Raw genomic sequence first — 13,187 nt, forward strand, 5'->3', positions numbered from 1 at the left:
ATGTCGATCGACGTCAACAACGAGTCCGGCACCGAGGTAGACGAGCAGGCGATCCTCGACATCGCCCGCTACGCGCTCGCGCGGATGCGCATCCACCCGCTCTCCGAGCTCTCGGTGATCGTCGTGGACTCCGACGCCATGGAGCAGCTGCACATCCAGTGGATGGACCTGCCCGGGCCGACCGATGTCATGTCCTTCCCCATGGACGAGCTCCGGCCGCCGTCCAAGGACGACGACGAGCCGCCGCAGGGCCTGCTCGGTGACATCGTGCTCTGCCCGGAGGTCGCCCTGAAGCAGGGGCAGGACGCGCCGACGGGGCACACCATGGACGAGGAGCTCCAGCTGCTCACCGTCCACGGTGTGCTGCACCTGCTCGGCTACGACCACGAGGAGCCGGACGAGAAGGCCGAGATGTTCGGCCTCCAGGCCGCCATCGTGGACGGCTGGCGCGCGGAGAAGGGCCTGACCGGCCCCTCCCCGGCTCCGACCGTCTCATGAGTCCGCAACTCGTCCTCGGCGCCGTCGCACTGGTCGTCGTGGCCTGGCTCGCCGCCTGCGCGGAGGCGGGCCTGGCCCGCGTCTCCAGCTTCCGCGCCGAGGAGGCCGTCCGGTCCGGGCGGCGCGGCAGCGCCAGGCTCGCGCAGGTCGCCGCCGACCCGACGCGCTATCTGAACGTGGCGCTGCTGGTCCGCGTGGCCTGCGAGATGGCCGCCGCCGCCCTCGTCACCTACGCCTGTCTGCGGGAGATCGACAGCACCACCCAGGCGCTGCTCGCCGCGATCGGCGTGATGGTGCTGGTCTCCTACGTCGCGGTCGGGGTCTCCCCGCGCACCATCGGCCGCCAGCACCCGCTGAACACCGCCACGGCGGCCGCGTACGTGCTGCTGCCGCTGGCCCGGATCATGGGCCCGATCCCGCCGCTGCTGATCCTCATCGGCAACGCCCTCACCCCGGGCAAGGGCTTCCGCCGCGGCCCGTTCGCCTCCGAGGCGGAACTGCGCGCGCTGGTCGACCTCGCGGAGAAGGAGTCCCTGATCGAGGACGAGGAGCGCCGCATGGTGCACTCCGTCTTCGAGCTCGGCGACACCCTCGTCCGGGAGGTCATGGTCCCGCGGACCGACCTCGTCGTCATCGAGCGCTACAAGACCATCCGCCAGGCGCTCACCCTGGCGCTGCGCTCCGGCTTCTCGCGCATCCCGGTCACCGGGGAGAGCGAGGACGACGTCGTCGGGATCGTGTACCTGAAGGACCTCGCCCGCAAGACGCACATCAGCCGGGACGCGGAGAGCGAGCTGGTCTCCACCGCGATGCGGCCCGCCGCCTTCGTGCCCGACACCAAGAACGCCGGTGACCTGCTGCGCGAGATGCAGCAGGACCGCAACCACGTCGCCGTCGTCATCGACGAGTACGGCGGCACCGCCGGGATCGTCACCATCGAGGACATCCTGGAGGAGATCGTCGGCGAGATCACCGACGAGTACGACCGGGAGCTGCCGCCGGTGGAGGAGCTGGGCGAGGGCCGCCACCGGGTCACCGCCCGCCTGGACATCACCGACCTCGGCGAGCTGTACGGCCTCGACGAGTACGACGACGAGGACGTGGAGACCGTCGGCGGACTGCTCGCCAAGGCCCTCGGCCGGGTGCCGATCGCCGGTGCCTCGGCGGTCGTGAAGCTGCCCGACGACCGGGAGCTGCGGCTGACCGCGGAGGCCGCGGCCGGCCGCCGGAACAAGATCGTGACGGTGCTGGTGGAGCCACTGGGCGCCGTCGAGGAGGAGTCGGAGGAGCGGTGACCCCGCAGGAGCTGCGCGCCTTCTGTCTGTCGTTCAACGCGACGGTCGAGGACTTCCCGTTCAACCCGGAGACGTCCGTCTTCAAGGTCCTCGGCAAGCTCTTCGCGCTGACGGCCCTGGACGCGCGGCCCCTGACGGTCAACCTCAAGTGCGACCCCGAGGACGCGGTCCGGCTGCGCGAGGAGCACCCGGGCCTGATCGTCCCCGGCTGGCACATGAACAAGCGCCACTGGAACACCGTCACGGTCGACGGCGGCCTGCCCGACCGGCTCGTCCGCGAGCTGGTCGAGGACTCCTACGACCTGGTCGTGGCCGGTCTGCCGCGCGCCGAGCGACTCCGCCTGGACCGGCCCTGACGGGCACTTCGTATGCTCGGGGCATGACCGAGAGCAACGCGCTTGACCCCGAGGACCGCAAGATCGTCACCCTGGCCCGCTCCGCGCGGGCCCGCAACGGCGTGCCCGAGGGTGCCGCCGTACGCGACGAGACGGGCCGTACGTATGTCGCGGGGACCGTGGACCTGGACTCGCTGAAGCTGAGCGCGCTGCGCACCGCGGTGGCCATGGCGGTGGCGTCCGGGGCGAAGTCCCTGGAGGCCGCGGCGGTCGTGACGCAGGCGGAGGGCCTGTCGGCCGAGGACCTGGCGGCCGTACGGGACCTGGGCGGGGCCGGGACCCCGGTGCTGCTCGCCGGGGCCGACGGCAGTGTGCGGGAGACGGTGACCGCGTAGCGGCGGGGGAGCGGGGGACCGTCGGATTACGGCCGCCGCCGGAGTCGTCCGGAATTCATCCTTGCCGCGCGTCGCCTCTCGCGCATCAATGGGACCACAAGTTCCGACGGTCCGTCAGATTCGGTCCTCCCGCAGTGTGTCCGCACCCACCTGCCGAGGACGGGCCGCCGGTCCCCCCACTCCCGAAGGGAACCGCGATCCCATGAGAGGCACCCGCTTGAGCACCGGTGCGGCCGTCGCCGCAGGGGCGCTCGCCGTGACCGGACTCGTCCTCGCGCCGAGCGCCGCCGCCGTCAGCCCCACCACCGCCACCATCGACGCCGACTGCGGCTTCTTCGGCGGCGGAGCGGCCACGCTCACGGCCACGCAGGACGGCACGTCCGCCACCCTGACGCTCGACTCCTCGGCGATCACCGCGCCGATCGCCCTCGGGGCGGACTCCATCGCCTCGACCCTCACCCTGGTGAAGGCGGGCGGCGGCACCACCGTCTTCACCGCCACCGAGAACCCGGCGATGGCCGCCGGGGACCCGGTGCGGGTGGGCCCGCTGCCCGGCACCGTCGCCACCGGCGACAGCCTGGAGGCCTACGGCGGCTCACTGACGATGACCGTCCTCGGCATCACCATCACCTGCACGGCGACCGGGCCGCAGTCACCGGGCCCGTTCGTCTTCGACTGACAGCGCGGGGCGGGCGGGCGCGGCGCCTCAGAGCGCGTCGGGGCCGCGCTCGCCCGTCCGCACCCGTACGACGGTCTCCACCGGCAGCGCCCAGACCTTGCCGTCGCCGATCTTCCCGGTCTGCGCGGCCCGCACGATCGCGTCGATCACGTCGTCGCTGACGGCGTCCTCCACGACCACCTCGATCCGGACCTTCGGCACCAGGTCGATCTGGTACTCGGCGCCGCGGTACACCTCGGTGTGGCCGCGCTGCCGGCCGTAGCCGCTCGCCTCGGTCACGGTCAGACCGTGGGCGCCGAGCTCCTGGAGCGCCGACTTCACCTCGTCGAGGCGGTAGGGCTTGACGATCGCGGTGATGAGCTTCATGCCTGGCTCTCGACCTTCCGGGCGGCGGGGACGACGGAGGAGCTGACCGGGGCGCCGTGGCCCAGGACGCCGTGATCGTATGCGCTCTCGGCGTGCACCGTAAGGTCCAGGCCGGTCCGCTCCTGCTCCTCGCTCGCGCGCAGGCCCAGCACCCTGTCGACCAGTTTGGCGAGGCCGTAGGTGACGGCGAAGGCGTACGCCCCGACGGCCGCCACCGCTACCAGCTGCTTGCCGAGCTGGGCGAGTCCGCCCCCGTAGAGCAGGCCCTCGACGCCGCCGGTCATCTCCTCGACGGCGAAGACGCCGATCAGCAGGGTGCCGATGACACCGCCGACCAGGTGGACGCCCACCACGTCCAGGGAGTCGTCGTAGCCGAAGCGGAACTTCCAGCCCACCGCCCAGGAGCAGACGGCGCCCGCGGTCAGGCCGATCACCAGCGCGCCGAGCAGCGAGACCGAGCCGCAGGACGGGGTGATGGCGACCAGTCCCGCGACCGCGCCGGACGCGGCGCCCAGGGTGGTCGGGTGGCCGTCGCGCCGCTGCTCCACGAAGAGCCAGCCCAGCAGGCCGGTGCAGCCGGCGGCGAGGGTGTTGAGGAAGGCGGCGGCCGCGAGCCCGTTGGCGCCGAGGGCCGAGCCGGCGTTGAAGCCGAACCAGCCGAACCACAGCAGACCGGCGCCGAGCATCACCATCGGCAGGTTGTGCGGGCGCATCGCGTCCTTCCCGAAGCCCAGCCGCGGGCCGAGGACCAGGCAGAGCGCCAGACCGGAGGCGCCGGAGGTGATCTCGACGGGCAGACCGCCCGCGAAGTCCAGGGCGCCGAGTCCGTCGAGGATCCAGCCACCGGGACCCCAGGTCCAGTGCGCCACCGGAACGTATACCAGCAGCGCCCACAGCGGGACGAGGACCAGCCACGCGCCGAACTTGGTGCGGTCGGCGACGGCGCCGCTGACCAGGGCCGCCGTGATGATCGCGAAGGTGAGCTGGAAGGTGGCGAAGAGCAGGGTGGGGACCGTGCCGTGGACGCTGTCCGGGCCGATGCCGGCCATGCCCAGGTGGTCGAGGCCGCCGATCAGGCCGCCGCCCGCGTCCTCGCCGAACGCCAGGGAGTAGCCGGCCGCCAGCCACACCACGGTGACCAGGGCGATCGACACGAAGCTCATCATCAGCATGTTCAGGACGCTCTTCGTGCGGACCATGCCGCCGTAGAACAGGGCCAGGCCCGGGGTCATCAGCAGGACGAGGGCGGTGGCGGCGAGCAGCCAGGCGGTGTCACCGGTGTCGAGTCCTTGCGCGGCGAGGGTCACGGGGTCTCCAACGGGGTGGGGGGTTCGTCAGAGGTTCACGGCCGCTGGTTTCCGGATGCGTACCGATGTGTTTCGGGCGCGTTTCATTGCGCCGGGGTTTCCGGAAGCTCACCGGCGCGGGGATGTGCGGACTGCTGTACGGCGGGCGCCTGTGGATCAGGGAGAATGGGCGCCATGAGCGTTCGCAGCCAGTCATCCGAGCAGCCGGCCGAGGCACCCCACAGGGCCGGCTTCGCCTGCTTCGTCGGCCGCCCCAACGCGGGCAAGTCCACCCTCACGAACGCTCTGGTCGGGCAGAAGGTGGCGATCACCGCCGACCAGCCGCAGACCACCCGGCACACGGTACGGGGCATCGTGCACCGCCCGGACGCCCAGCTGATCCTGGTGGACACCCCCGGCCTGCACAAGCCGCGCACCCTGCTCGGCGAACGCCTCAACGACGTCGTGCGGACCACCTGGGCCGAGGTCGACGTGATCGGCTTCTGTCTGCCCGCCAACGAGAAGATCGGCCCCGGCGACCGCTTCATCGCCAAGGAGCTGGCCGGGATCAAGAAGTCCCCGAAGATCGCCATCGTCACCAAGACCGACCTCGTCGACTCCAAGCGCCTCGCCGAGCAGCTGATCGCCATCGACCAGCTCGGCAAGGAGCTGGGCATCGAGTGGGCGCAGATCGTGCCGGTGTCGGCGACCGCGAACAAGCAGGTCGACCTGCTCGCGGACCTGCTGATCCCGATGCTCCCCGAGGGCCCGGCGCTCTACCCGGAGGGCGACCTCACCGACGAGCCCGAGCAGGTCATGATCGCGGAGCTGATCCGTGAGGCGGCCCTGGAGGGCGTCCGCGACGAGCTGCCGCACTCCATCGCCGTGGTGGTGGAGGAGATGCTGCCCCGCGAGGACCGGCCCGCCGACAGGCCGCTGCTGGACATCCACGCCTTCGTCTACATCGAGCGCCCGAGCCAGAAGGGCATCATCATCGGCCCCAAGGGCAAGCGCCTGAAGGAGGTCGGCATCAAGTCCCGCAAGCAGATCGAGGCCCTGCTGGGCACCCCGGTCTTCCTCGACCTGCACGTCAAGGTCGCCAAGGACTGGCAGCGCGACCCCAAGCAGCTGCGCCGCCTGGGCTTCTGAGCCCCGGCCGGGCCGCTCGCCCGGCGCGGCTCAGTCCACGCTCCTGATCCGCCCCACCAGCACCGCCCCCGCCACCGCGATCAGCGCCGCCGCCAGGTACAGCACTCGGTAGCCGCCGAAGTGGGTGACGACCGGGGCGGCCAGCGCGGGGGCGGCGACCTGGGGGAGGGTGTTCGCCACGTTGATCACGCCGAGGTCCTTGCCCCGGTCGCGGGCCTCGGGCAGCACATCGGTCATCAGCGCGAAGTCGACCGACATGAACACCCCGAGCCCGATCCCGAGCAGCGCCGCCACCACGATCGCGCCGGGCCAGGTCTGCCAGAGGGCCAGCAGCGCGGTCGCCGCCGCCATCAGCGCCCCGGACCAGCGTACGAACGGCTTGCGCCGGCCCACCCGGTCCGACCAGACCCCGGCCACCACGACCGTGGCCAGCAGGGTCGCGCTGTTGACCGCGGTCAGCACCAGCACGCCCTCCTCCGGCTCGGCGCGCTCCAGCCGGTCGCGCAGGTAGTAGAGCAGGTAGAGGATCACCAGGGCGTTGCTGAGGTTGATCAGGAAGCGGGTCAGCCACGCCCAGCCGAAGTCCGGATACCGGCGCGGGCTCACCCAGAACCCCTGGACGAACTCCCGCCCCGACCACACCGGCCGGTCCGCGGCCGGCAGCCGCTGGTCACCCGACCCGAGCACGTACGGCGCGACGCCCAGCAGCACGAACACCGCGCACGCCGCGTATCCCGCCGCGACCCCGCCGAGCGCCGTCGCGAGCCCCGTCCCGGCGACCGCCCCGAGGATCTGGGCCGCGCCCAGCCAGCCGCCGACCGAGCCGCGTTGCAGCCGCGGCACCCGGTCCGGCACGGCGGCCGTCACGGCGGCGAACGCGGCGTTCAGGGTGAGCTGCACCAGGCACCATCCGGCCAGCATCGTCCACAGTCCGCCCGCGCCGGCCAGCAGCAGCAAGGACAGCGTGCCTCCGGCCGCCCCGGCCACGATCCACGGCCTGCGCCGCCCCCAGCGGGCCGTCGTCCGGTCCGACAGGGCGCCGAAGAACGGGTTCGCCAGCAGCGAGACGACCGCGCCGACGCCGGTCACCCAGGCCAGCAGGGTCTCCTTGGACATACCGGTGCCGGGCGCGAAGTCCTCCGCCTGCTCGGGCAGCAGGATCTGCAGCGGGCCGTACCAGCCCACCCAGATCGCCCAGTTGGCGACCGCCAGCGCCGTCGTCCAGCCCCGGCCGACCCGGTCGGCGGGCTCCGCCAGGGCGGAGGCCGTCGTCGTCATCCCTGGGCCCGCAGCACGTCCCGCAGCCAGTGGTACGAGGCCTTCGGGGTCCGTTCCAGGGTGTCGAAGTCCACGTGTACCAGGCCGAACCGGCGCGCGTACCCCTCGGCCCACTCGAAGTTGTCCAGCAGCGACCAGACGAAGTAGCCGCGCACGTCCACCCCGGCCTCCGTCGCCCGGTGCAGGGCGCGCAGATGGCCGTCCAGGTAGGCGATCCGGTCCTGGTCGTCGAGGCCCTCGTAGGAGCAGCCGTTCTCGGTGATGACGACGGGCGGGAGCCGGTCGCCGTAGCGCTCGCGGAAGCCGGTGAGCAGTTCGGTGAGCGCCTCGGGAACGACCGGCCAGCCGAAGTCGGTGACCGGCACACCTTCGATCTCCCGCACCGAGAAGGGGAGGTCGGCGGGCATGGTGACCCCGCCGAACTCGATCTCGGCGCCCTGCGGGGCGCCCACCTTCGTCGGGGCGTAGTAGTTGACGCCGTACCAGTCGACCGGCTCGCCGATCACCTTCAGGTCGGCCTCGACGTCGCCGGGCATCAACTCGCCCAGCCCCGCGGGGTATGCGCCCAGCAGGACGGGGTCCGCGAACAGCCGGTTGAGCAGGACGTCGTAGAACTCCGCCGCCTCCACGTCGGCCGGGTCCGGGGAAGCCGGCCAGGTCGGCCCGTGCGAGTTGGCGATGCCGATGTCCGCCACCCCGGCCGCGCGCAGCGCCCGAACCGCCAGGCCGTGCGCGAGGAGTTGGTGGTGGGCGACCGGCAGGGCGTCGAACAGCAGCTGCCCGCCGGGCGCGTGGACACCGAGGGCGTGCCCCAGCAGGGTGTGCTCGGCGGGTTCGTTCAGCGTGATCCACTTGTGCACGCGGTCACCGAGCCGCTCGGCGACCCGCCCGGCGTGCTCGGCGAACCGGGCGGCGGTGTCCCGCTCCAGCCAGTCAAGGCCCACCGGCAGGTCCCAGTGGAAGAGGGTGGGGACCGGGCGGACGCCGGCCGCGCACAGCTCGTCCACGAGGCGGTCGTAGAAGTCCAGGCCGCCGGGGGAGTTCACCCGAGGCCAGGAGACGGAGAAGCGGTACGCGCCCACCCCGAGCCCGGCCAGCAGGGCCACGTCCTCGCGGTAGCGGTGGTAGTGGTCGCAGGCCACCGCCGCCGTCGAGCCGTCCTTGATCCGCCCCGGCCGGCCGCCGAAGACGTCCCACACGGACGGCTCGCGCAGGTCGGCCGCGCCCTCGATCTGATGGGCGGACGTCGACACGCCCCACAGGAAGCCCGCCGGGAACTGAGGTATCGGTTGCGTCGCCATGCGCCGGATCTTCGGACCCGGCGCGGGCCAAGTCAACGGCCGGGCGTGAACACGCCGTTACGCGCCTTCCTTCAGTACTCTGCTGACCAGTTCGCGCTGTTCTCCGGTCAGCCGGGGATCGGCGCAGTACACGGTCCGTCCGTCCACCGTGATCTCGTAGCCGAAGCCGTCGGGCACCCCGACGGGCGGCTCGTCCCGGCCGTCGGCGACCGCCCGTTCGGCCAGCGACCGCCACTCCCGGGCGTCGGGCCGTCCCGAGGTCTCCACCTCGGCGGACCGCTCGATGCCCGCGAAGCCGCCGGTCCGTCTCACCTGAATCCGCATGGGGACCTGTCTAGTACGGATCTACAGGGAGCGCACCCCGACCTGTTCCCAGGCCTTCTGCACCGCCTGGAACTCCTCGCCGCCGTCGCCGTAGCGGGCCCCCGCGGCGGCGACCGTCAGGGCCGCGAAGTCGGTGAACAGGGCCTGCGAGGACAGCTCGCCGCCGGTCAGCACGTCGTACCAGATCTGCCCGGCGCGCTCCCAGGCGTACCCGCCGAGGGCGGTGGCGGCCAGGTGGAACGCGCGGTTGGGGATGCCGGAGTTGATGTGGACGCCGCCGTTGTCGCGGCCGGTGCGCACGAAGTCGTCCATGGACCCCGGCTGCGGGTCCTTGCCGAGGACGTCGTCGTCGTAGGCCGTGCCCGGCTCCTTCATGGAGCGCAGCGCCTTGCCGGTCACCCGCGGGGCGAGCAGCCCGGCGCCGATCAGCCAGTCGGCCTCGGCGGCGGTCTGGCCGAGCGTGTACTGCTTGATGAGCGCGCCGAAGACGTCCGACATCGACTCGTTGAGGGCGCCCGGCTGCCCGAAGTAGGTGAGGTTCGCGGTGTACTGCGTGACGCCGTGGGCGAGTTCGTGGCCGATGACGTCGATGGGGATGGTGAAGTCGAGGAAGATCTCGCCGTCGCCGTCGCCGAACACCATCTGCTCGCCGTTCCAGAAGGCGTTGTTGTAGTCCCGCTCGTAGTGCACGGTGGCGTCGAGCGGCAGGCCGCTCCCGTCGATCGAGTCGCGCCCGAACGCCTTCAGGAACAGCTCGAAGGTGGCGCCGAGGCCCGCGTACGCCCGGTTGACGGTCGCGTCCTTGCCGGGCTCCTCGCCCTCCCCGCGGACCTGCTCGCCGGGCAGGTCGGTGCCGTGTCCGGCGTCGTGGACCGTGCGCCGCGGCCGGCCGGGCTCGGCGCCGGCGGGCGGGGCGACGGCGGGCGCGCCGAGGACGGTGGTCAGCCGGCGGTGGGTGCGCTCGTAGGCGTCGCGCTGGAGGGTCCGGCGAGCGGGGTCGGCCAGGGCGGGGTCGTCGGCCTGGGCGAGCTTGTCGAGGACGTGCGGCGGTACGACGGTGCAGAAGACGGGCACAGGGCCCCCGTGGTTCGTCATGCCCGGCACCCTCGCACTGCGTTATGCCGCTGTCACTACCCGCCACCATGATTGGTGAAATAGGACGACAAGCCGCCCGCGGGGCGTCCGTGAAGTGGTATGGCACACGTTTCGCCCGTTTCGTCCGCACGGTCCCGCATACTGATACGCACCGTCGCATCGTGGGCGTCTCGGCTAGCATGCGGAGCATCATGCTTTTCGGGCTGCTTCTCCTTAGCTGCCGCGGCGAGGGCCTGTAGTCGAGGCCGACCCCCTCCCCGCGGTGCTTGGCGTTGCGTCGTCGGCCGTCCTTCCGGACACCTTGAGGAGCCCGAAGCATCATGGCAAACCGCCAGCAGCCCACTTCCATGCCGATCCACAAGTACGGTCGCTACGACCAGGTCGACATCCCGGACCGCACCTGGCCGGACCGCCGCATCACGCAGGCACCCCGCTGGCTGTCCACCGATCTGCGGGACGGCAACCAGGCCCTGATCGACCCCATGTCGCCCGAGCGCAAGCGCCGGATGTTCGACCAGCTGGTCAAGATGGGCTACAAGGAGATCGAGGTCGGCTTCCCCGCCTCCGGCCAGACCGACTTCGATTTCGTACGGTCGATCATCGAAGAGCCCGGCGCGATCCCCGACGACGTCACCATCTCCGTACTGACCCAGGCCCGCGAGGACCTGATCGAGCGCACCGTGGAGTCCCTGAAGGGCGCCAAGCGGGCCACCGTGCACCTGTACAACGCCACCGCGCCGGTCTTCCGCCGGGTGGTCTTCCGCGGCTCCAAGGACGACATCAAGCAGATCGCCGTCGACGGCACCCGCCTGGTGATGGAGTACGCGGAGAAGCTGCTGGACCCCGAGACCGAGTTCGGATACCAGTACAGCCCCGAGATCTTCACCGACACCGAGCTGGACTTCGCGCTGGAGGTCTGCGAGGCGGTCATGGACGTCTGGCAGCCCGGTCCCGGCCGCGAGATCATCCTGAACCTGCCCGCCACGGTGGAGCGTTCGACGCCGTCCACGCACGCGGACCGCTTCGAGTGGATGAGCCGCAACCTGTCGCGCCGTGAGTACGTGTGCCTGTCCATCCACCCGCACAACGACCGCGGCACCGCGGTGGCCGCCGCCGAACTGGCCGTCATGGCCGGCGGCGACCGCGTCGAGGGCTGCCTGTTCGGCCAGGGCGAGCGCACCGGCAACGTCGACCTGGTCACCCTGGGCATGAACCTGTTCTCCCAGGGCGTCGACCCGCAGATCGACTTCTCCGACATCGACGAGATCCGTCGTACGTGGGAGTACTGCAACCAGATGGAGGTCCACCCGCGCCACCCGTACGTGGGCGACCTGGTCTACACGTCCTTCTCCGGCTCCCACCAGGACGCCATCAAGAAGGGCTTCGACGCCATGGAGGCCGACGCGGCCGCGAAGGGCGTCACCGTCGACGACATCGAGTGGGCGGTCCCCTACCTGCCGATCGACCCCAAGGACGTCGGCCGCTCCTACGAGGCGGTCATCCGGGTCAACTCCCAGTCCGGCAAGGGCGGTATCGCCTACGTCCTGAAGAACGACCACAAGCTGGACCTGCCGCGCCGGATGCAGATCGAGTTCTCGAAGCTGATCCAGGCCAAGACCGACGCCGAGGGCGGCGAGGTCACCGGCGCCGCCATCTGGTCCGTCTTCCAGGACGAGTACCTGCCCAACCCGGACAACGCCTGGGGCCGCATCCAGGTCCGCAACGGTCAGTCGACCACCGACACCGACGGCGTGGACTCGCTGCGCGTGGAGGCCACCGTCGACGGCGAGGACACCGTGCTGTCGGGTACCGGCAACGGTCCGATCTCGGCCTTCTTCGACGCCCTGCAGTCCATCGGCATCGACGTACGCCTGCTGGACTACCAGGAGCACACCATGAGCGAGGGGGCCTCCGCGCAGGCCGCCTCGTACATCGAGTGCGCGATCGACGGCAAGGTGCTGTGGGGGATCGGCATCGACGCGAACACCACGCGTGCCTCGCTGAAGGCGGTCGTCTCGGCGGTCAACCGGGCCGCGCGGTAGGTCTTTCGACCACGGGGGTGCCCGCGGGGGCTGTGTGTCGGCCGCGCGTGCGCCGTGGCTTGTCGCGCAGTTCCCCGCGCCCCTGGGTGAGTGGGGCTGGCCGTGGGGTGGTCCGGTGCTGCGTCGTCGTGGCTTGTCGCGCAGTTCCCCGCGCCCCTGGGCGAGCCCTGGGTGGGTGTCCCCGCCTCCTGTTCTTCAGGGGGCGGGGATCGTCGTATACCGGCCATTCCTCGTGGAGGTCACGGAAAGGTCTCGTCCAAGGTGCTGACTAGGCCTGGGTGATGTGGCTAACATCACGCAAGCGCGGCGATGTTGCCGCGAGGTCACGCGGAGGTGCGACGTGCTGCCAGGACGGGGACGAAACGGCCGTGCCGCGAGGCCTGCCCGCATCCTGGGCACGCGCACCGCGTGGACGGCGGTCGGGGACGGCGAGTTCTTCTGCCCGGGCTGCGGGGGCGACCGCAACTACCAGCGGCTGACCGGCCACCGCCGCTTCACCCTCCTGGGCGTACCGGTGCTGCCGCGCGGCGAGACCGGGCCGGTGGTGGAATGCGCGGCCTGCCGCCGCCACTTCGGCACCGACGTCCTGGACCACCCCACCACCACCCGCTTCTCCGCGATGCTCCGCGACGCCGTCCACACCGTCGCCCTCGCGGTCCTCGCCGCCGGGGGCACCTGTGCCCGAGCGGCCCTGGAGACCGCCGCCGCGGCCGTCCGCGCGTCCGGCTTCGACGACTGCACCGAGGAAGGGCTCGACGCCCTCGTGGAGGCCCTCGCCGCCGACACCGGCCGCGTCCTGGGCGAGCCCTGCGGAGCGGGCCTCGCCATAGAGCTCCACGAGGCCCTCGACCCCCTGGCCCCCCACCTCGCCCCGGCGGGCCGCGAGTCGATCCTCCTCCAGGGCGCCCGCATCGCCCTCGCCGACGGCCCGTACACCCCGGCCGAACGGGAGGTCCTCAGCACGGTCGGCGCCGCGCTGACGATCTGCGGCGAGGACGTCACCCGCCTCCTCGCGGCGGCCCGTACGCCGTCGTAGGGCAGGCGGGACTTTCCGAACACGCCTCAGTACTCCCGCGGGAGTAACCGGCCCCGCCGGTCGCCCCCGGTAGTAGCGCCCGGCTCGCCCTTCCGCCCGACGAACACC

14 protein-coding genes are annotated in these 13,187 nt (G+C 71.7%); 8 read left to right on the plus strand and 6 right to left on the minus strand.

The features are described from left to right. From ybeY to AB0E07_RS15200, 5 genes are all read left to right on the plus strand, one after another. Complete coding sequence (ybeY, locus tag AB0E07_RS15180) at positions 1-498, plus strand: rRNA maturation RNase YbeY (protein ID WP_362250727.1); 498 nt, start codon at positions 1-3, stop codon at positions 496-498. Next, positions 495-1,793, plus strand: a complete 1,299-nt coding sequence (locus AB0E07_RS15185; protein ID WP_362250730.1) for a hemolysin family protein — start codon at positions 495-497, stop codon at positions 1,791-1,793. Before ybeY ends, AB0E07_RS15185 begins: the two co-directional genes overlap by 4 nt. Then, entirely contained in the window at positions 1,790-2,149 is a 360-nt protein-coding gene (locus AB0E07_RS15190; protein WP_362250733.1) for an MmcQ/YjbR family DNA-binding protein, read from the plus strand. The genes AB0E07_RS15185 and AB0E07_RS15190 overlap by 4 nt, the downstream gene beginning before the upstream one ends. 23 nt (positions 2,150-2,172) lie before the next feature. Then, positions 2,173-2,523, plus strand: coding sequence for a cytidine deaminase (locus tag AB0E07_RS15195; protein WP_362250735.1), 351 nt, complete (start codon positions 2,173-2,175; stop codon positions 2,521-2,523). Between the two features lie 202 nt (positions 2,524-2,725). Next, positions 2,726-3,202, plus strand: a complete 477-nt coding sequence (locus tag AB0E07_RS15200) for a hypothetical protein (RefSeq protein ID WP_362250738.1) — start codon at positions 2,726-2,728, stop codon at positions 3,200-3,202. 27 nt (positions 3,203-3,229) lie between these two features. Here AB0E07_RS15200 and AB0E07_RS15205 read toward each other — a convergent pair whose 3' ends face one another. Both AB0E07_RS15205 and AB0E07_RS15210 read right to left on the minus strand, forming a co-directional pair. Next, positions 3,230-3,568 carry a P-II family nitrogen regulator gene (locus AB0E07_RS15205; RefSeq protein ID WP_362250741.1) on the minus strand — a complete coding sequence of 113 codons (339 nt, stop codon included), beginning with the start codon at positions 3,566-3,568 and terminating at the stop codon, positions 3,230-3,232. Beyond that, entirely contained in the window at positions 3,565-4,875 is a 1,311-nt protein-coding gene (locus AB0E07_RS15210) for an ammonium transporter (protein ID WP_362250744.1), read from the minus strand. Before AB0E07_RS15210 ends, AB0E07_RS15205 begins: the two co-directional genes overlap by 4 nt. A 165-nt stretch (positions 4,876-5,040) precedes the next feature. On the opposite strand from AB0E07_RS15210, the gene era reads away from it, so the two are divergent. Further along, positions 5,041-6,003, plus strand: a complete 963-nt coding sequence (gene era, locus AB0E07_RS15215) for a GTPase Era (RefSeq protein ID WP_362250747.1) — start codon at positions 5,041-5,043, stop codon at positions 6,001-6,003. 30 nt (positions 6,004-6,033) lie between these two features. On the opposite strand, the gene AB0E07_RS15220 is transcribed toward era, so the two are convergent. Genes AB0E07_RS15220 through AB0E07_RS15235 form a run of 4 tightly spaced genes read right to left on the minus strand, consistent with a single transcriptional unit; the run spans position 6,034 to position 10,001 of the window. Next, entirely contained in the window at positions 6,034-7,281 is a 1,248-nt protein-coding gene (locus AB0E07_RS15220) for an MFS transporter (RefSeq protein ID WP_362250751.1), read from the minus strand. Next, positions 7,278-8,582: a GH1 family beta-glucosidase gene (locus AB0E07_RS15225; protein WP_362250753.1), complete on the minus strand. Its 1,305-nt coding sequence runs from the start codon at positions 8,580-8,582 to the stop codon at positions 7,278-7,280. The genes AB0E07_RS15220 and AB0E07_RS15225 overlap by 4 nt, the downstream gene beginning before the upstream one ends. A 57-nt stretch (positions 8,583-8,639) precedes the next feature. Next, positions 8,640-8,906, minus strand: coding sequence for a protealysin inhibitor emfourin (locus tag AB0E07_RS15230; RefSeq protein WP_362250756.1), 267 nt, complete (start codon positions 8,904-8,906; stop codon positions 8,640-8,642). A 21-nt stretch (positions 8,907-8,927) separates the two neighbouring features. Next, positions 8,928-10,001 (minus strand): M4 family metallopeptidase, encoded by a 1,074-nt coding sequence (locus AB0E07_RS15235; RefSeq protein ID WP_362250759.1) that lies wholly within the window; start codon positions 9,999-10,001, stop codon positions 8,928-8,930. Positions 10,002-10,321: 320 nt separating this feature from the next. On the opposite strand from AB0E07_RS15235, the gene leuA reads away from it, so the two are divergent. Continuing rightward, on the plus strand, positions 10,322-12,043 hold the full coding sequence (gene leuA, locus AB0E07_RS15240) for a 2-isopropylmalate synthase (protein WP_362250762.1): 1,722 nt from the start codon (positions 10,322-10,324) through the stop codon (positions 12,041-12,043). Between the two features lie 340 nt (positions 12,044-12,383). Next, positions 12,384-13,079, plus strand: coding sequence for a TerB family tellurite resistance protein (locus AB0E07_RS15245; protein WP_362250765.1), 696 nt, complete (start codon positions 12,384-12,386; stop codon positions 13,077-13,079). Positions 13,080-13,187: the final 108 nt, after the last annotated feature.

It is taken from the genome of Streptomyces sp. NPDC048002 (genome assembly GCF_040653275.1).
In the GTDB taxonomy this organism is placed as follows: domain Bacteria; phylum Actinomycetota; class Actinomycetes; order Streptomycetales; family Streptomycetaceae; genus Streptomyces.